The 18526-nt window shown below is 70.8% G+C and carries 17 protein-coding genes; 11 read left to right on the top strand and 6 right to left on the bottom strand.

The window, feature by feature from the left end:
* Positions 1 to 4 precede the first annotated feature (4 nt).
* Positions 5 to 1336, bottom strand: coding sequence for a cytochrome P450 (locus tag C2L58_RS19685; RefSeq protein ID WP_103339046.1), 1332 nt, complete (start codon positions 1334 to 1336; stop codon positions 5 to 7).
* A 122-nt stretch (positions 1337 to 1458) separates the two neighbouring features.
* Between C2L58_RS19685 and C2L58_RS19680 the strand changes: the two genes are divergently transcribed.
* Entirely contained in the window at positions 1459 to 2280 is an 822-nt protein-coding gene (locus tag C2L58_RS19680; RefSeq protein ID WP_103339045.1) for an SAM-dependent methyltransferase, read from the top strand.
* A gap of 58 nt (positions 2281 to 2338) precedes the next feature.
* Here the strand turns inward: C2L58_RS19680 and C2L58_RS19675 are convergent, their stop codons facing one another.
* On the bottom strand, positions 2339 to 5266 hold the full coding sequence (locus C2L58_RS19675; RefSeq protein ID WP_103339044.1) for a glycoside hydrolase family 3 protein: 2928 nt from the start codon (positions 5264 to 5266) through the stop codon (positions 2339 to 2341).
* A 346-nt stretch (positions 5267 to 5612) separates the two neighbouring features.
* Here C2L58_RS19675 and C2L58_RS19670 point away from each other — a divergent pair, with 346 nt between their 5' ends.
* Genes C2L58_RS19670 through C2L58_RS19650 form a run of 5 tightly spaced genes read left to right on the top strand, consistent with a single transcriptional unit; the run spans position 5613 to position 11675 of the window.
* Positions 5613 to 6620 carry a LacI family DNA-binding transcriptional regulator gene (locus C2L58_RS19670; protein WP_103339043.1) on the top strand — a complete coding sequence of 336 codons (1008 nt, stop codon included), beginning with the start codon at positions 5613 to 5615 and terminating at the stop codon, positions 6618 to 6620.
* 52 nt (positions 6621 to 6672) lie between these two features.
* On the top strand, positions 6673 to 7905 hold the full coding sequence (locus C2L58_RS19665) for a sugar ABC transporter substrate-binding protein (RefSeq protein WP_103339042.1): 1233 nt from the start codon (positions 6673 to 6675) through the stop codon (positions 7903 to 7905).
* The gene (locus C2L58_RS19660; protein ID WP_103339041.1) at positions 7902 to 8840 is read left to right on the top strand and encodes a carbohydrate ABC transporter permease; all 939 of its coding nucleotides are present in this window, start codon (positions 7902 to 7904) and stop codon (positions 8838 to 8840) included. The genes C2L58_RS19665 and C2L58_RS19660 overlap by 4 nt, the downstream gene beginning before the upstream one ends.
* A complete protein-coding gene (locus tag C2L58_RS19655) occupies positions 8837 to 9652 on the top strand; it encodes a carbohydrate ABC transporter permease (protein WP_103339040.1) in 816 nt (271 codons plus the stop codon). Before C2L58_RS19660 ends, C2L58_RS19655 begins: the two co-directional genes overlap by 4 nt.
* Before the next feature lie 19 nt (positions 9653 to 9671).
* Entirely contained in the window at positions 9672 to 11675 is a 2004-nt protein-coding gene (locus C2L58_RS19650) for a glycoside hydrolase family 31 protein (protein WP_103339039.1), read from the top strand.
* On the opposite strand, the gene C2L58_RS19645 is transcribed toward C2L58_RS19650, so the two are convergent.
* Positions 11662 to 12600, bottom strand: coding sequence for a pentapeptide repeat-containing protein (locus C2L58_RS19645; protein ID WP_103339038.1), 939 nt, complete (start codon positions 12598 to 12600; stop codon positions 11662 to 11664). The genes C2L58_RS19650 and C2L58_RS19645 overlap by 14 nt on opposite strands.
* Before the next feature lie 44 nt (positions 12601 to 12644).
* Here C2L58_RS19645 and C2L58_RS19640 point away from each other — a divergent pair, with 44 nt between their 5' ends.
* The gene (locus C2L58_RS19640; protein WP_103339037.1) at positions 12645 to 13247 is read left to right on the top strand and encodes a TetR/AcrR family transcriptional regulator; all 603 of its coding nucleotides are present in this window, start codon (positions 12645 to 12647) and stop codon (positions 13245 to 13247) included.
* A 21-nt stretch (positions 13248 to 13268) separates the two neighbouring features.
* Here the strand turns inward: C2L58_RS19640 and C2L58_RS19635 are convergent, their stop codons facing one another.
* Complete coding sequence (locus tag C2L58_RS19635; protein WP_103339036.1) at positions 13269 to 13826, bottom strand: YceI family protein; 558 nt, start codon at positions 13824 to 13826, stop codon at positions 13269 to 13271.
* A 104-nt stretch (positions 13827 to 13930) separates the two neighbouring features.
* Between C2L58_RS19635 and C2L58_RS19630 the strand changes: the two genes are divergently transcribed.
* Genes C2L58_RS19630 through C2L58_RS19620 form a run of 3 tightly spaced genes read left to right on the top strand, consistent with a single transcriptional unit; the run spans position 13931 to position 16204 of the window.
* Positions 13931 to 14407, top strand: coding sequence for a MarR family winged helix-turn-helix transcriptional regulator (locus tag C2L58_RS19630; RefSeq protein ID WP_103339035.1), 477 nt, complete (start codon positions 13931 to 13933; stop codon positions 14405 to 14407).
* An 8-nt stretch (positions 14408 to 14415) separates the two neighbouring features.
* Positions 14416 to 15399 carry a glutathione S-transferase family protein gene (locus C2L58_RS19625; protein ID WP_103339034.1) on the top strand — a complete coding sequence of 328 codons (984 nt, stop codon included), beginning with the start codon at positions 14416 to 14418 and terminating at the stop codon, positions 15397 to 15399.
* 22 nt (positions 15400 to 15421) lie between these two features.
* Positions 15422 to 16204, top strand: coding sequence for an SDR family NAD(P)-dependent oxidoreductase (locus C2L58_RS19620; protein ID WP_103339424.1), 783 nt, complete (start codon positions 15422 to 15424; stop codon positions 16202 to 16204).
* A 25-nt stretch (positions 16205 to 16229) separates the two neighbouring features.
* On the opposite strand, the gene C2L58_RS19615 is transcribed toward C2L58_RS19620, so the two are convergent.
* Entirely contained in the window at positions 16230 to 17186 is a 957-nt protein-coding gene (locus C2L58_RS19615) for a helix-turn-helix transcriptional regulator (protein ID WP_103339033.1), read from the bottom strand.
* A gap of 62 nt (positions 17187 to 17248) precedes the next feature.
* On the opposite strand from C2L58_RS19615, the gene C2L58_RS19610 reads away from it, so the two are divergent.
* On the top strand, positions 17249 to 18379 hold the full coding sequence (locus C2L58_RS19610) for an epoxide hydrolase family protein (RefSeq protein WP_103339423.1): 1131 nt from the start codon (positions 17249 to 17251) through the stop codon (positions 18377 to 18379).
* Here the strand turns inward: C2L58_RS19610 and C2L58_RS49850 are convergent.
* On the bottom strand, positions 18376 to 18525 hold the full coding sequence (locus C2L58_RS49850; RefSeq protein WP_199191336.1) for a hypothetical protein: 150 nt from the start codon (positions 18523 to 18525) through the stop codon (positions 18376 to 18378). The two genes, C2L58_RS19610 and C2L58_RS49850, sit on opposite strands and share 4 nt — an antisense overlap.
* Between the last annotated feature and the right edge of the window lies 1 nt (position 18526).

Genomic DNA, 18526 nt, shown 5'->3' with positions numbered 1-18526 from the left:
ACCGTCAGGTCCGGCGGGGCACCACGGTCATCGGCAGCCGGTTCGGCTGCATCGTGGCCTTGATCTGCGCGTACACCTTCTTGCCCGGCACCGGGACCAGGCGCCACCGCGCGCCGATGGTCGCGGCCACGATGCCGATCTCCGTCGGCGCGAACACGTGCCCCGGACACAGCCTGGCGCCCGCCCCGAACGGGATGTAGGCCCCCTTCGGCAGTTCCGCGGTGCGGCCGGGCTCCCAGCGGTCCGGGTCGAACCGGTCCGGGTCGGGGAACCAGCGCGGGTCGCGGTGCAGCGTGTGCTGGCTGACGGCGACCTCGCTGCCCGCCGGGATCGCCACGCGGGCGAGTTCGACGTCCTCCCGCGCGCGGCGCATGAGGATCAGCGGCGGGGTGCGGCGGACGATCTCGTTGACGATCCGGTGCGTGTAAACGAGATCAGGCAGGTCCTCGAAGCGCGCGGGCCGGCCGTCGAGGACTTCGTCGACCTCGGCGTGGAAACGCCGTTCGACGTCCGGGTGCTGCCCGAGCTCGTGGAAGAACCAGGCCAGCGCGACGGCGGTGGTCTCGGCGCCGGTGGTCAGGATCGTGATGACCTCGTCGTGCACCTGGCGGTCCGACATGCCCTCGCCGGTCTCCTCATCGCGGGCCAGCAGCAGCATCGAGAGCAGGTCGCCGTGGTCGGCGCCGTCCGCACGGGCCGCGACGACGGTCTCGCCGATCACCTCGCGCAGGCGCGCGGCCGCGGCGTCGAACCGCCGGTTCGGCGGGATCGGCAGCTTCTCGACGAACTTCGGGGAGAACGCCCGGATCAGCACGTACTTCAGCATGACCGGGATCGAGTGCCGGATCTCCGCGAGTGCTTCCTCGCCGAGGGCGGTGGAGAACAGCGTCTGCCCGGCGATGGTCAGCACCAGGTCCTGCATCCGCCGGTCGAACTCGACGACTTCGCCGGGCCGCCACGAATCCACCAGCTCACCGGCCAGCTTCGTCATCGTGTGTTCGGCGTAGCCGGCGATCCGCGTGCGGCCGAAGGCGGGCATCACCAGCCGGCGCTGGCGGCGGTTGAGCTCGCCGTTCGAGGTGGCCAGGCCGTCGCCGAAGAGCGGGCGCATCTTGTCGAAGACCAGGCCCTTGTCGAACTTGTCGGCGTCGGTGGCCAGCACCTGCCAGGCCAGCTCCGGGGTGGTGACCACGTGCACCGGCAGCGGGCCGAGCCGGATCTTGACGACATCTCCGTGCGCGGGCAGGGAAGTGAAGAACTCGAGCGGGTCGCGCAGCAGGGGCACCGTGTGCCCGAGCAGGGGCACCCGGCCGGGCACGGGACGCGGGTTCGGCATGGCCTCGTCTCCTCGTGACCGGGCCACCTTAGCCGCGCCCCGGGCGCCCGGAACACGAGTCCACACGAACGGATGAGGGGCTAAGCTCCGTCCCCGCAGCGTCCGCGAGGGTGGGAGGTCCCGTGACCGGAGAACTGAGCTGGGTACCGCCGGAGATCGACACCACGGTGCCGAACCCGGCCCGGGTGTACGACTTCTGGCTCGACGGGGACCACAACTTCGCCGCCGACCGGGCGCTCGGCGAGCAGATCCTGAAGATCATGCCGGGCGTCCGCGACGCCGCCCGGCTCAACCGCGCCTTCCTGCGCCGCGCCGCGCGGTACATGGTCGACGCCGGGGTCCGGCAGTTCCTCGACATCGGCTCCGGCATCCCGACCGTCGGGAACCTGCACGAAGTCGTCCAGCAGGCCGACCCGGCGTGCCGGGTGGTGTACGTCGACCGCGAGCCGATCGCCGTCGCCCACAGCGAACTGCTGCTGCAGGGCAACGACAACTGCGCGGTCCTGCAGGCCGACCTGCGCGACGTCAACGACATCTTCGACGCCGAGCCGGCCCGCCGGCTGCTCGATCCGGGGCAGCCGACGGGCGTGTTCATGTTGCTGCTGCTGCACTTCGTGCCCGATTCCTGGGACCCGGCCGCCATCCTGGCCCGCTACCGCGAACGGCTCGCGCCGGGCAGCTTCCTCGCCGTCACGCACGTGGCGGCGGACTCCGGATCGGCGGGCCTCGACGAAGCGATCGAGGTCTACACGAGCCGGCAGAACCAGCAGAACCAGCCGTTCCCGCGCACGCACAACCAGGTGCTCCGGTTCTTCGAGGGCTTCGACCTCGTCGAACCGGGCCTGGTCGGCTGCGCGATGTGGAACCCGCAGGGGGTCGGCGACATGTCAGACGACCCTTCGGTCAACTCCCTCCCGTACGCCGGTGTGGGCCGCCGACCCTGAGCTACCCCGGTCGTGAGTGGTAAGGCGGGTTAGAACCCGCCTTACCACTCACGAGCCGTCACCGCAGCGAGAACGTCGACACGTTCACCGGGCCGTCGAAGGTCAGGTAGACGTCGTGCCGTCCGCTCGCCTTGGCCAGGGCCGCGGTCACCGTCGCGTACGCGTAGTGGTCACCGGTGCTCGCGACCGAAGCGGTACCCAGCACGCGGCCGGTCGGCGAGTCCAGGCGGACCGTGACGTGCGATGACGCCGGTGCGGACACCGAGGCCGAGAACCGCGACGGGCCGTTCAAGGCCACATTGCGGTAAGCCACCCAGCTGCCGGCCACGCCGGCGACCGAGGTGCCCGAGACCTTCGACGTGTCCGTCAACGTCGTGCCGGAGTAGTCGTCGAAGTTCTGGGCCTGGGTCGGCCGGCTCAGGTCGCGCGGCAATGCCCGCTCCCCCGGCACGTACACCGGCTGCGGTGCCGAGAGTTCGAAGGCGTTGCGGCCCACCGAGAACTCGTACACCCCCGCCGCCACCACGGACCGGTCCCGGGAGACGTCCCAGGACGCCAGGTCCGCCACGGGCACCTCGAACCGCACCGTGCGGGTCTCCTTCGGCGCCAGAGTCAGCTTCGAGAAGTCCCGCAACCGCTGCACACCGGAGTTCTTCGAGTAGAGCTGGACGACGTCGGACCCGCTGCGGGCGCCGGTGTTCGTCACGTCGACGCTGACCTGCACCTTCCCGTTCGCAAGAGAAATCCGGACGTTGTCGTAGCGGAAGCTGGTGTAGCTCAGCCCGTAGCCGAACGGGAACAGCGGCTTCCCGCGGTAGTACTGGTAGGTCATCCCGGTCTTGGCGATGTCGTAGTCGAGGATGCTCGGCAGCCCGGCGTCGGAGGCGTACCAGGTCTGGGTGAGCCGCCCGCCCGGGTCCTTGTCGCCGAAGAGCACGTCGGCCACCGCGTGCCCGGTTTCCTGCCCGGCGTGGCTGGTCCACAGGATGCCGGGCACTCCCACGGTGTCCCAGCCGGTGGTCGGGTAGCTGTTCTCCACCACGACGACGGTGTGCGGGTTCGCCTTCTGCACCGCTTCGATCAGCGAGCGTTGTGCCGGGGCGAGCTCGGTGCTCGTGCGATCGTTCGCCTCGCGGCCGTTGATGAACGGCATGCTGCCGACCACGACGACGGCGGTGTCCGCGTCCTCGGCCGCGGCGACCGCGCTGCCGACCCCGCTGGTCAGCACGTCACGGCCGAACTTGGTCGCGTGCGCGGCGTCCGGGGCGGAGATGGTCAGGACCCCGTCGGCGCCGACGACGGCGAACTTGTCCGGGCCGAACCACGGCTCGTTCACCTCGTTGCCGGCGTACTCGAGCACGTAGCTGCCGTCCGGCTGCGCGTCCAGTTTCAGCTGCTGCTGCACGAACCAGCCGGCCGGCTGGTCGACGTCGTTGACCAGCCCACCGCCGGAGTAGCTGAGGAACTTGCCGTTCGCGGCCGCGCGCAGCGTGTTCTTGCCCGCGCCCCAGTCGTAGACGTCGAAGGATTCCGCGGTGCCCGCGACGGTCCCGCCCGCGGTCACCTTGCCGGTGGTGGCGGGCGCGGTGAGGTACTTGCCGGTGGCGAGGTCCTTCAGCGCGATCCGGTCGACGCCTTCGGACGAGGCGACCGTGCCGGCCGAGCCGAGCCGTTCCTTGATGCCCTGCACCGGCGTGACCTTGTACTGCATCGCGCCGCTGTACCAGTCTTCGTACAGGGTGTTCGAGAGCGGGCCGACGACCGCGATCTTCTTGTTCCGCGCGGCGTTCAGCGGGAGCGCGTTGCCGTTGTTGCGCAGCAGCACCAGCTGCTCGTCGGCGGTCTTGCGCGCCAGGGCCTGGTGCTCGGGCGAGCCGATGACGGCCGGGGTGATCTTCGCGTACGGGTTGCGTCCCGGCGGGTCGAACTCGCCGAGCCGGAACCGCAGCGAAAGCAGGTGGCGGTCGGCGGTTTCGACGTCGGCCATGGTCAGCAGGCTCTTGCTCAGTGCCTCCTTGACCGCGGCGGCGGTGATCGAGCCGTCGGTGTCGTTGTCGGTGAAGCTGTCGAGCCCCGCCTTGATCGCCGCCGCGTCCCCTTCGGCCTTGGTGGCGTAGTACTTCTCGGAGTTGACCAGGTTGGACGGCGCGCCGGCGTCGCTGACGACGGCGATGTCCTGCGGCGCCCACTTCCGCAGCTTGCCGTCGAGGTCCGGGCTCACGTGGTTGGGCCGGCCGTTGACCAGGTTGTACGACGGCATGACGGCGTTGGCCGCGCCCGCCTGCAGCGGGATCTTGAACGCCTGCTCGTCGTAGTCGTGCAGGATCTTCGGCGGCACCGAGGAGTTGCTGGTGTCCCGGTTGACCTCGTTGTTGTAGGCGAGGAAGTGCTTGAGCGTCGGGGCGGCCTGCAGGTACCGGGGGTCGTCACCCTGGATGCCGCGGCCGTAGGCGGTCGCGAACTCGCCGGTGAGGTGCGGGTCCTCGGAGTAGCCCTCTTCGTTGCGGCCCCACCGCGGGTCGCGCAGCAGGTTCACCACCGGGGCCCACAGGTTGAGCCCCCACAGCGTCGGGTTGCGGGCGTTGAAGCCGCGCGCCTCCTGCCCGACGGCCGCGCCCACCTGCTTCACCAGCGCCGGGTCCCAGGTACTGGCCAGGCCGATGGCCTGCGGGAACACCGTGCCGTCGGCCTTGACGACGGCGCCCTTGTCGTCGTAATCGGTCGACCAGGCGACGCCGTGCAGGGCTTCGGTGCCGGTCTTGAAGACCCCGATGCCGAGCCGCGGGATGGCCGGTTCGTACTGGTGCAGCAGCGAAATCTTCTCGTCCGCCGTGAGGCGGGACAGCAGATCGTCGACCCGGGTCGCCAGGGGCAGCGACGGATCGCGGAACGGGGGCGGGGCCGCCGCGAGCGCCGGCGAAGGGGCCAGCAGCAGGGTCGCGGCCACCGCCGGGACGAGAGCACGGCGGAAGAGGGAGTGGCGCACGGACAGCCTCCGGAATCGTCGAATCGTTTCGACGGCGCGGCACGAAGATTCGCGTCGAAGGGAGTGGGAGCGTGCCGACTATTACAGCCCGGTGAGCATCAGGTCAAGAGTGCCTGGGAACGCTCCCAGGCGCCCTGGTCGAATCCCCGGAATCACCTGCTGAGCTGCAAGAACAGCCGTCAACAGGACAGTTCGACAATTTCGACGAACACCTCGGTTGTCGAAATTCAATCGAATGCGGGCGAACGGCGAATGATGCTTGTGTTTCGGGCGTGTGTCACTTACCTTCGTGCCATCGTCGATGCGCTTCGACACCGCATCGCTCGCTCGCCTCAGGAGGCCGCCCGTGGTCACGATCAACGACGTCGCCAACGCGGCCGGGGTCGCCCCCAGCACGGTGTCGTACGTGATCAGCGGCAAACGTTCGATTTCGCCGAAGACCCGGCGGCTGGTCGAGGACAGCATCCGCAAGCTCGGCTACCACCCGCACGCCGGCGCGCGGGCGCTGGCCAGCAGCAAGACCAACGTGCTCGCGCTGGTCGTGCCGCTGCGCACGGACCTCAACGTCGCCGTCGTGATGGAGTTCGTCGCCTCGGCGGTCACCGCGGCCCGCGCGCACGACCACGACCTGCTGCTGCTCACCAAGGACGAGGGCCCCGCCGCGCTGCAGCGGGTGGCGTCCTCGGCCATCGCCGACGCCCTGATGGTGATGGACATCGAAACCGCCGACCCGCGGGTGCCCATGCTGCTGGCCCTCGACCTGCCGGTGGTGCTCATCGGCGTGCCCGACCACCCGGCCGGGCTGAGCTGCGTCGACCTCGACTTCACCGCGGCGGCGTCGGCCTGCGTCGCGCACCTGGCCGAGCTCGGCCACCGCTCGATCGCGCTGATCGGCCCGTCCCCGGCCGTCTACCGGCGCGGCACGAGTTACGCGACGCGGTTCCTGCGTGGCTTCGACGAAGCCACGAAGAGCCGTGACCTGCGTGCGGCCTCCCACGCGTGCGCCCACTCCTACGAAGCGGTGAGCGCCTGCGTCGACGAGCTGCTCGCCGCCGATCCCGGCCTGACCGGCCTGGTCGTGCACAACGAGGCCGTGCTGCCCGGGCTGCTGTCGGACCTGCGCCACCGCGGCCTGCGGGTGCCCGAGGACATCTCGGTCATCGCCGTGTGCCCGGACAGCATGGCCGAGCAGCACGTCGTCTCGCTGACCAACGTGGCCATCCCGGCCGAGGAGGTCGGTACCCAGGCCGTCGAAATGACCATGCGCCGGCTCGCCGGCCACACCACCCCGGAGGTCCGGCTGCTCGGGCCCCGCCTGACGCGGCGCGAGAGCACCGCCGCGCCCCGCGCCTAGCGCCGTCACCCCACCAGTCCCGGTTCTGCTCCGCCGCCGAAGGAGAATCACCATGTCCGTAGCCTGTCGCGCCCTCGTGCTGACCGCGAGCGCCGCGTTGCTGGCCGCCTGCAGCCCCAGCCCGGCCCCGTCCGCGTCGAACGGCGCCGGCGCTCCGGCCGCCACGTCCATCACCGAGCTCGACTACTACGCCGACGAGCAGGGATCCGCCGCCTGGCAGAAGATCCTCGACACCTGCGCCACGCAGACCGGGATCAAGATCGAGCGCCAGAAGGTGCCGACCAGCCAGATGCTGCCGAAGGTCCTGCAGGGCGCCAGCTCGAAGACGCTGCCGAACCTGCTCTTCACCGACAACCCGACGCTGCAGCAGGTCGCCGCCACCGGCGCGCTGACCCCGCTGACCGACTACGGCATCACCACCGACGGCTACTACCCGGGCATCGCCAAGGCCGGCACCTACCAGGACAAGCTGTACGGCGTCGCCCCCGGTGTCAACGGCCTCGCGCTGATCTACAACAAGGACCTCCTGCAGGCCGCGGGCGTCGAGCCGCCGAAGACGTGGGACGAGCTGAAGGCCGCCGCGGCGAAGCTGACCAAGGACGGCAAGTACGGCCTCTCCTTCTCCGCCATCTCCTCGGAAGAGGGCACCTGGCAGTTCCTGCCGTTCTTCTGGAGCAACGGCGCCGAACTGTCGCAATTGGACTCGCCGCAGGCGACGCAGGCGCTGCAGTACGTCACCGGCCTGGTGAACTCCGGTTCGGCGTCGAAGTCCGTGGTGACCTGGAGCCAGAACGACGTCGCCGACCAGTTCGTCAGCGGCAACACGGCGATGATGATCAACGGTTCGTGGAACATCGCCCGGCTCGACGAGCAGAAGTCGCTGCACTACGGCGTCGTGCCGATCCCGGTCCCCCAGGCCGGCGGCAAGCCGGTGGTCGCCCTCGGCGGTGAGGTCGGCACCGTGCCGGTGACCAGCGGTCCCGCGCAGCAGGCCGCCGGCAAGGTGCTCTCCTGCATCCTCTCCGAGCCGACGATGCTCGAGTGGAGCAAGGCGCACGCCTACATCCCGTCGAAGACGGCCACCGCCCAGAAGTTCGGCACCGAGCAGCCGGCGATGCAGGCGTTCGTCGACGAGGTCGGCACGGCCCGCTCCCGCACCGCCGAACTCGGCGAGAAGTACCCCAAGGTCTCGCAGGCGCTGGCCGACGCGCTCCAGGCGGCGCTGACCGGGAAGACGCCGGTCGACCAGGCCCTCAAGGCCGCCCAGCAGGCGAGCGGCTCGTGACGGTCGCCGCCGCCCCGACGGTCTCGGCGGCATCCCGCGCGAGCCGGAAGTCCCGCCGGGACAACCGGTTCGCCGCGTGGGCGTTCCTGCTGCCGGCGCTGGCCTACGTCGTCGTGTTCTTCGGCTACCCGCTGGCCGCGAACCTGGTGATGAGCACGCAGAACTACACGGTGAAGTCGTTCTACACCGGCGAAGCACCTTTCGTCGGCATCGAGAACTACTCGGCCGTGCTGAACAACCCGCTGTTCTCGACGGCGGCGCTCAACACGGCGCTGTTCACCGCCGGGTCGATCGTCTTCCAGTTCGGCATCGGCCTGGCGCTCGCGGTGTTCTTCAACGGCCGCTTCCTCGGCAGCGCGCTGCTGCGGTCGCTGCTCCTGCTGCCGTGGCTGCTGCCGCTGGTGGTCAGCGGCGCGGTCTGGCGGTGGATGTTCGACCAGGACCACGGCGTGCTCAACGCGGGCCTGCGGTTCCTCGGGTTCGACGCGGTGCCGTGGCTGAGCAGCACGAGCTGGGCGCTGCCGGCGGTGATCATCACCAACATCTGGATCGGCATCCCGTTCAACCTGGTGATCCTGCACGGCGGCCTGCGCGCGATCCCGGCGTCGCTCTACGAAGCCGCGGCGCTGGACGGCGCCGGGGCGTGGCAGCGGTTCCGGCACGTCACCTGGCCGCTGCTGCGGCCGGTCACCGGGATCGTGCTCATGCTCGGGCTGGTCTACACGATCAAGGTGTTCGACGTGATCATGGTCGTCACCGGCGGCGGTCCGGCCGGCTCGACCCAGACGCTCACCACGTGGTCCTACCGGCTGTCCTTCCAGGACTTCGCGTTCGGGCAGGGCGCCGCGGTCGGCAACGTCCTCATCGTGGTGGCGACGGTCTTCGGGCTGCTCTACCTGCGTTCGGCGAAGGCGACCCTGGCGGAGGCGGCATGAGGACGGCGAACTGGCCGCGGACCGTGCTCGGCGTGCTGATCGTCGCGGTGCTGCTGTTCCCGCTGTACTGGATGGTCAACGCCTCGCTGCAGCCCAGCGGCGCGCTGCTGCGCCCGGACCCCGCGTTCTTCCCCGCCGGCGGCACGCTGGACGGCTACCGCAAGGCCGTCTCGACGCAGGGACCGAACCTGCTCTCCAGCGTCGTCGTCGCGCTCGGCACGGTGCTCGTGTCGCTGCTGGTGGCGGCACCCGCGTCGTACGCGCTGGCCCAGCTCAAGGTGCGCGGCGGCGCAGGCCTGGTGTTCGTGCTGCTCATCGTGCAGATGATCCCGGGCATCGTGATGGCCAACGCGCTCTACACCGTGTTCAGCAACCTCGGCCTGATCGACAACTACCTCGGGCTGGTGCTCGCCGACTCCACCGCGACCATCCCGTTCGCCATCCTGCTGCTGCGGGCGTTCATGATCTCCGTGCCGAAGGAGCTGACCGAAGCGTCCCGGGTGGACGGTGCCGGGTACTGGCGCACCTTCGCCTCGATCATCCTGCCGGTCAGCCGCAACGCGCTGGTCACCGCCGGGCTGTTCTCGTTCCTGTTCGCCTGGGCGGACTTCCTGTTCGCCGTCACCCTGACCACCGGGCAGTCGTTCGAGCCCATCACCGTGGGCATCTACCGGTTCGTCGGCAACCAGTCCGCCGACTGGAACGGGATCATGGCCACCGCCGTCCTCGCCGCGATCCCCGCGGCCGTCCTGCTGGTCGTCGCCCAGCGCTACGTCGTCGCCGGGCTGACCAGCGGCGCCGTCAAAGACTGATTTCCCTCAAGGAGACCTCGTGATCGCCACGACCGAAGACGGCCGCTCGCTCGAAGTCAGCGTGCGGCACGAGGTGCTGCGCATCGAGCCGTGGGGCGACGGCAGCCTGCGCGTGCGGGCCGGCCGGCACCGCATCCTCGACGACGTCCCGGGGGCGCTGCTGCCCGCGAAGCCGTCCGCCGCCACCGCCTCGGTCGAGGGGCGGACCGGCCGGGTCGTCAACGGCGCGCTCACCGCGATCGTCGAGATCGCCGACACCGACACCGGCATCGACGCGCAGCTGCGGTTCGTCCGCACCGAGACCGGCGAGGAGCTCCTGGCCGAGCAGCGCGCGCACTTCTGGTGGCCCGGCGCGCGGCTGTTCATGCCCTCGCGCAACGGCTACGGCCGGCTGGAACAGCGCTTCAGCGCCTACGACGACGAGCGGCTCTTCGGGCTCGGGCAGCACACGCACGGCCGGCTCGACCAGAAGGGCCTCGTGCTCGACCTGGTGCAGCGCAACGCCGAGGTGTCGGTGCCGTTCCTGCTTTCCAGCCGGGGCTACGGGTTCCTGTGGAACAGTCCCGCCGTCGGCCGGGTCGAGCTGGCCGCGAACGGCACCCGCTGGGTCGCCGACGACGCGCGTCAGCTGGACTACTGGATCACCACCGGCGACGGTCCGCGCCAGATCCTCGGCCACTACGCCGACGCGACCGGCCACGCGCCGATGCTGCCGGAGTGGGCGGCCGGGTTCTGGCAGTCGAAGCTGCGCTACCGCACCCAGGAGGAGCTGCTCGCCGTCGCGCGGGAGTACCACGACCGCGGGCTGCCGCTGTCGGTGATCGTGGCGGACTTCTTCCACTGGACGCACCTCGGCGACTGGAAGTTCGACCCGGCCGAGTGGCCCGACCCGGCCGGGCTGGTGTGCGAGCTGTCCGAGCTCGGCGTGAAGCTCATGGTCTCGGTGTGGCCGTCGGTGAACCCGCTCTCGGAGAACTACCGCGAGCTGCAGGAACGGGGGCTGCTGGTCGCCGCCGAGAGCGGCGTCCCGGCGCACGCGCCGTGGAAGGACAAGGGGTTCGGCGTCGAGATGCCGGTGGCGTTCTACGACGCGACCAACCCGGAGGCCCGGCGGTTCGTCTGGAGCAAGGTCAAGGAGAACTACTACGACCTGGGCGTGCGCGCGTGGTGGCTGGACGGCGACGAGCCGGAGATCCAGCCGGGCCACCCCCACAACCTCGGCTTCCACGCCGGCCCGGGTGCGGAGGTGTTCAACCTCTACCCGCAGGTCAACGCGCAGACGTTCCACGACGGCATCCGCGCGGAGGGCGACGACGAAGTGGTGCTGCTGTCCCGCTCGGCGTGGGCGGGCAGCCAGCGCTTCGGGGCGGCGCTCTGGTCGGGTGACGTCGGGGCGACGTGGGCGTCGCTGCGGGCGCAGGTCCGGGCCGGGCTGAACGTGGCGCTGGCCGGAATCCCCTGGTGGACGACGGACATCGGCGGCTTCCACGGTGGCGACCCGGACTCGCCGGAGTACCGGGAGCTGATGGTCCGCTGGTTCTCCTACGGGGTGTTCTGCCCGCTGTTCCGCCTGCACGGCTTCCGCGACCCGCGCCCGGCGTTCGGGCCGGAGATGACCGGCGGCCCCAACGAGGTCTGGTCGTTCGGTTCTTCGGCGTATGAGTCGATCACGGCGTCGCTGCGGCTGCGGGAGCGGCTGCGGCCGTACCTGATGGAGCAGATGCGGGTCGCGCACGAGCAGGGCATCCCCCCGATGCGGCCCGTGTTCGTCGACTTCCCGGTGGACCCGGCGGCCTGGGACGTGGACGACCAGTTCCTCCTCGGGCCGGACGTGCTGGTGGCGCCGGTGCTCGAGCCGGGCGTCACCACGCGCCGAGTGTACCTGCCGGCCGGGGCGTCCTGGACGGACGCGGTGACCGGCAGCCGGCACGAAGGCGGCGAGTGGGTCGAGGCGGCGGCCCCGCCGGAGCGGATCCCGGTGTTCCTCCGAAACGGGGCGGACCTGCCGATCAGAGCCGAGTGAGGCCGGCCCACCGCCGCGGCTCGGGTTCGCCGGGTGCCCAGCCCGGCGGCCAGGTCCGGAGGACGCGTGCGTTCAACCGGACCTGGGCCCCGGTGAAGTCGAACCCGCCCGCCGTCGCGGCCGTGAAGTCCGCGTGGCCGCCGAAGCGGGCTCGGGTGAAGTGAGCTCCGGCGGCGAACCGGCTGCCGGAGAAGAGCGTGCGGCCGGCGAACCCGGTCGCCTCGAACGAGACGTCGTCACCGAAGGCCGCCGCGGGGAAGTCCGTGCGGGCCGAGAACCGGGCGGCGTCGAACCACATCGGGCCGCCGGCGGTGACGCCGGTGAAGTCGGCTGTGCCGGTGAAGGTCGCGTCCTCGAAGTCGGCGCCCGTCCCGAACCGTGTGCTGCCGAAGAGGGCGTGGCGGGCGAAGCAGGATCCCTCGAAGCTCACCAAGCCGGTGAAGACCGCTTCGCCGAAGCGGGCGTCGCCGACGAAACGCACGGCGTGGAAGCGCGCGTCGCGGACTTCGCAGCCACGGAGGTCGACCGCGTGCAGCACCAAGCCGTCCAGCTCGAGGTCCATCCCCGGCCAGAACCACGGGGACCCGGGGCGCAGGTGCGGCAGCAGGAGCCGCCACAGTTCGGCCTGCCAGGCCGGCGGGTCCGGCCGGCCGGACCGGAACTGGGTGAGGATCTCGCCGACGCACTCCTGGCGCAGGTCGGGGTCGGCGTCGGCCTGCCGGGCGAAGGAGGCCAGCGCGGCCAGCCGGGCGGCGCGCTCGTCGGCCACCAGCCGAGCAGCGACTTCCCCGGGCACGGGCTCCGGGGGCGCCGACGGGATCAGCACCTCGGCGGGCCGGTCGCGGCGCAGGAGCAGCCACGCCGTGACCGATCCGGACACGGCGCCGATCAGCGCCAGGATCGCCAACGGCGTCACCGTGGACATACCCGGAATTCTCCCGGGGCCGGCCAGCGAATTAAAGTGGACCTGTGAGTCCAAAGCTGACCCCGAAGGGCGCCGCGACGCGGCAGCGGATCGTCGAAGGCGCCGCGGCGGAGATCCGTGAGCGCGGGGTCGCCGTCACGACGCTCGACGACGTCCGGGCCCGGACGGGGACCAGCAAGAGCCAGCTGTTCCACTACTTCCCGGACGGCAAGGAAGAGCTCCTGCTGGCGGTCGCGCGCTACGAGGCCGACCAGGTCCTGGCGGTCCAGCAGCCCCAGCTGGGCAGCCTGACGTCGTGGCCGGCGTGGCGGCGGTGGCGCGACACGGTCGTCTCGCACTACGACAGCCGTGGCCGGCACTGCCCGCTCAACGTGCTGCTCTCCCAGCTCGGCCGCGTGACGCCGGGCGCGCAGGCGGTGGTGACCGAACTGCTGCGGCGCTGGCAGGACGAGATCGAGGCCGGCATCCGCCACCTGCAGAAGGACGGCGAGGTCGGCCCGGACCTGGACGCCGGGCGCGCGGCCGCCGCCCTGCTGGCCGGCATCCAGGGCGGCGTGGTGGTGATGCTGTCGACCGGCCGCATCGATCACCTCGAAGCGGCGCTCGACGTCGGCATCGAAAACCTGCGGGCGAACGGGAACCGGTGAGCCCGGTTCCCGCTCCCCGGATCAGGCGGACTTGATCGCGGAGATCTCGAACTCCAGCGTGACCTTGTCGCTCACCAGCACGCCACCGGTCTCGAGGGCGGCGTTCCAGGTGATGCCGTAGTCCTTGCGGCTGATCGTGGTGGAGCCTTCGAAGCCGATGCGGTCGTTGCCGAACGGGTCCTTCGCGGCGCCCTCGAACTCGATCGGGATGGTCACCGAACGGGTGACGTCCTTGACGGTCAGGTCACCGGTGACCTCGAAGCTGGTCTCGCCGGTCTGCTTGATCTCGGTCGAGGCGAAGGTGATCTGCGGGTACTCGTCCATCGCCAGGAAGTCGTTGCTCTTCAGGTGCCCGTCGCGGTCGGCGTTGCGGGTGTCGATGCTGTGGGCCTGGATGGTGACCTGGGCAGACGACTTCTCCGGCGCGTCGCCGTCGATGCTGGCGGAGCCGGTGAACTCGTTGAAGCTGCCGCGCACCTTGGTCACCATGGCGTGCCGGGCGACGAACCCGATCCGCGAGTGCGCGGGGTCGATGGTGTATTCGCCGGTCAGCTGGGGGTAGGTGGTCGCGCTGGTCATCGCTGGTCTTCTCTCCTCGTAGGGACCCCCCTGTGATTGAGGGTTCAACGACACTGTACTCACTTTGGCTGGTTGCGCAAGCAAGCTTTCGGTAGAGTCGCCTTATGAGTGATGTATCCGCGCTCGACGCCGACGAAACCGCGTTCTGGCGGCCGCTGATGCGCATCATGACCGCGCTGCCGCGCGCGCTCGAGGACCAGTTCCTGCCCGAGACCGGGCTCGCGATCACCGACTACGGGGTGCTGGTCGCGCTGTCCGAGGCCCCCGATCGCCTGCTCCGCATCTCGGCGCTGGCCGCGACCACCGGGCTGTCGCTGAGCCGGATCAGCCGGGTCGTCGACGACCTGACCCGCCGCGGCCTGGTCGAGAAGCGCCGCTGCGCGGAGGACGGCCGCGCGTCCAACGCCGTGCTGACCGAGGCGGGATTGGCCAGACTGGAGGCGGCCTACCCGGGCCACCTGGCCCGCGTGCGGGCTTCGGTGTTCGACCACCTGAGCGCCGAGGACATCCGCGCGGCCGGGCCGGTGCTGGCCCGGCTGGCCGCGGCCCTGGATTCCGCTCCCCCGACCGACGACTGCTGAGGACGCCGATGACCGACAAGGGCGAGTACAAGCGCGACCTGAACTACCTGCCGGACCGCATCACGGCCGACGGCCGCGACGGCTGGCCGGTCGAGCCGGACCGCTACCGGCTGGTGGTGGCGCGGGCGTGCCCGTGGGCGAACCGCGCGGTGATCGTGCGCCGGCTGCTCGGCCTCGAGCCGGTGCTGTCGATGGGGATCGCGGGCCCGGTCCACGACGAGCGCAGCTGGAGCTTCGACCTCGACCCCGGCGGCCGCGACCCGGTCCTCGGCATCGAACGGCTCCAGGAGGCGTTCTTCAAGCGCGACCCGGAGTACCCGCGCGGGATCACGGTCCCGGCGTTCGTCGACGTCCCGAGCGGCCAGGTCGTCACCAACGACTTCGCGCAGATGACGCTGGACATGTCGACCGAGTGGACGGCGTATCACCGTTCCGGCGCGCCCGAGCTGTACCCGGAGAAGCTGCGGGACGAGATCGACGACGTGGCGCAGAAGGTCTTCACCGACGTCAACAACGCGGTGTACCAGTGCGGGTTCGCCCGCTCCCAGGAGGCGTACGAGCACTCGTACCGGAAGCTGTTCGCCCGGCTGGACCGGCTTTCCGAGCGACTCGCGAACCAGCGCTACCTGGTCGGCGACACGATCACCGAAGCGGACATCCGGCTCTTCACCACCCTGGTCCGGTTCGACGCGGTGTACCACGGCCACTTCAAGTGCAACCGCCAGAAGCTGACCGAGCTGCCGGTGCTGTGGGCGTACACGCGCGACCTGTTCCAGACGCCGGGGTTCGGCGACACGATCGACTTCGCGCAGATCAAGGAGCACTACTACGTGGTGCACAAGAACGTGAACCCGACCGGGATCGTGCCGCTGGGCCCGGACCCGAGCGGCTGGCTTACCCCGCACGGCCGTGAGGAGCTGGGTGGCCACCCGTTCGGCGACGGGACGCCACCGGGTCCGCCGCCGGCCGGCGAGCGGGTGCCCGAGCTCTGAGTTCTTGGCTACGGTGATCGCCATGGAACGCCTGCGCGATCGCCGAGTCCTGGTCACCGGCGCCGGTTCCGGCATCGGCCGGGCCACCACGCTCCGCCTGATGGAGGAGGGGGCCCACGTCATCGGCACCGACGTCTCCGAGGACGGCCTGATCGGCACCCAGCAGGCCGCGCACCTCGAAGGCTTGACGACGTACGTCATGGACGTGGCCGACGAAGCATCGGTGGCCTCCGGGGTGCAGTCGGCGGTCGACGTGCTCGGCGGCCTGGACGTGGTCGTCAACCCGGCCGGGATCCTGCTGGCGTCGCACACGCACGAGACGTCGCTGGAGCTGTGGAACCGGGTGCTGACGGTGAACCTGACGGGCACGTTCCTGGTGACCCGCGCGGCTCTGCCGGCCCTGCTCGAATCGCCGGACGGCGTGGTGGTGAACTTCAGTTCGACCTCGGCCTCGTTCGCCCACCCGTACATGGCGGCGTACAGCGCGAGCAAGGGCGGCATCCAGGCGTTCACGCACTCGCTGGCCCTGGAGTACGGCAAGCAGGGCCTGCGCGCGGTCAGCATCGCCCCGGGCAGCGTGAAGAGCGGCATCACGGACTCGGCGGCGAGCCGGCTGCCCCAGAACGTGGACTTTTCCCTGTTCGGGCGGCTGCTGCCGATCCTCCCGACGGAGTTCACGACGGAGGTGGGCAACGCGGTGGCGGGCCCGGAGACGGTGGCGGGAGTGGTGGCAATGCTGGCTTCCGACGACGGCAAGTTCATCACGGGAACGGAAATCCGCATCGACGGCGGCACGCACACCTAGGCCCGAAGGTTCGCCACCGCGGCCGCTACCGTCCGGGGATACTCCCCCGCTGGGTTGCTGCGTCGTACCGCGCCGAGAGCACGCGGAGCCGCTCGGTCAGTTCCGGGGGTGACTCCACCTCGAACCGCACGTCCAGCATCCCCACGACGAACGCCACGATGTCCCACGAATCCGAAGCCAGCTCAAGCCGGCAGGTCTTCGAATCCAGCGCGGTCACCTCGCCGTCGACGCGGCCGGCCACCTCCTCGGCCGGCGCGTGGAGCTTCAAGACCGCGCGCAAGGGCCACATCTCGCGGCCCATCGTGCGCTTGAGGTACGCCGTGAGGTCGCCGTCCGGAGGCTCGCGGTGGGTGAAGCGGGGTCCGTTCGGCGTGCGCAGCGTGAGGCGGTCCGCGCGGAACGTCCGCCAGTCCGCGCGGCCGGTGTCCCAGCCGACCAGGTACCAGCGGCGGCCCCACGAGACCAGGCGGTGCGGCTCGACCGCGCGGCGGGACTCGCGGCCGTCGTGGCTCACGTAGTCGAACCGCAGTGTCTCCGACGCGCGGATCGCCGACGACACCGCGGTCAGCACCTCCGCCGCCACCACCGGACCGCGGACCGGGAGGGCCAGCAAGCTCGCCTCCAGCGCCGCCACGCGGTGGCGCAGCCGGGACGGCAGGACCTGCTCCACCTTCGTCAGCGCCCGCAGCGACGCCTCCGCCAGGCCCGAGACGCCGCCGGCGTGCAGGCCGACCACCACCGCGACCGCCTCGTCGTCGTCCAGCAGCAGCGGGGGCAGTTCCGCGCCCGCGCCGAGGCGGTAGCCGCCGATGGGGCCCATCGCCGCGTGCACCGGGTAGCCCAGTTCGCGCAGGCGGCCGACGTCGCGGCGGACCGTCCGGGTCGTCACGCCGAGGCGGTCCGCCAGTTCGGTGCCGGACCAGTCGCGGTGCATCTGGAGCAGCGACAGCAAGCGGAGCAGCCGGCCGGGGGTTTCGCGCATGGGGCAAGTCTGCCGGACATCGAGGACCGATCCTGTCCTACACGGGCGACAGAGTGCCGGACATGGATCCCTTCCGCATCGACGTTCCGCAGGCCGACCTCGACGAGCTGCACCACCGGCTCGCCCGCACCCGCTGGCCGGGCGAACTGCCCGGCGCCGGGTGGGCTTACGGCGTCAGCGAGCCCTACCTCCGCGAGCTCGCCGACTACTGGCGCACCGGCTTCGACTGGCGAGCCCAGGAAGCCCGGCTCAACGCGTTCCCGCAGTTCACGACCACCATCGACGGCCAGCGCGTGCACTTCCTGCACGTCCGCTCCCCCGAACCCGACGCCACCCCGCTGATCATGACCCACGGCTGGCCGAGCACCGTCGCGGACTTCCTTGACGTCCTCGGCCCGCTCACCGACCCGCGCGCCCACGGCGGCGACCCGAAGGACGCCTTCCACGTCGTCGCGCCCTCCGTGCCCGGGTTCGCCTTCTCCGGCCCCACCGGCGACCGCGGCTGGAACACCCGCCGAACCGCCCGGGCGTGGGCCGAGCTGATGCGGCGGCTCGGCTACGAACGCTACGGCGCCCAGGGTGGCGACTTCGGCAGCATCGTCTCCCCCGAACTCGGCCGCGCCGCCCCCGAAGCGGTGCTGGGCGTGCACGTCAACGCCGTCGCCAACGCCGGCGTGCCGACCGCTCCCGGCGACTTCGAGCGGCTGTCCGAAGACGACCGGAAGCGGGCACGGGAAAACGAAACCTGGTGGTACGCCCACTCCGGCTACGCCACGCAGATGGCCACCCGCCCGCAGACCCTGGCCTACGCGCTCAACGACTCCCCCGCCGGGCAGCTCGCGTGGAATCTCGAGTGGTTCGTCGACTGGGACCCCACCACCACGCACCAGGCCCCGGTAGACCGCGACGCCGTCCTCACGAACGTGACGATCTTCTGGCTCACCGGCACCGCGGGCTCGGCGGCGCGCCTGTACCTGGAAGCGGCCCAGGACGGCTGGGGCGAGCGCCCGGCCCCGTCCGGCGTCCCGACGGCGGTGGCGAACTTCCGGGGTGACCACGCGCTCCGGGGCCTGGCCGAGCTGTCCAACACGGTGACGCGGTGGTCGGAGTACGACGCGGGCGGGCACTTCGCGTCCCTTCAGGCCCCGGAAGTGCTGGTGGGCGACATCCGGGAATTCTTCCGGGAGCTTTAGGGCAGCGAGCGAGTCAGCCAGACGACCACGCCACTGTCCTCTGTGGACAAGTGATGCGCTTCGAACCCGAGCTTCCCGAGCACGCGCGGCCGCAGGATCAGCCGCTTCGTCGTGTGGTGGAACGACATCGGGTCGTAAGGGGCCACG

Source organism: Amycolatopsis sp. CA-126428, from assembly GCF_002904335.1.
Taxonomy (GTDB): Bacteria; Actinomycetota; Actinomycetes; order Mycobacteriales; family Pseudonocardiaceae; genus Amycolatopsis.
This window is presented reverse-complemented; position numbering and strand designations above follow the sequence as displayed.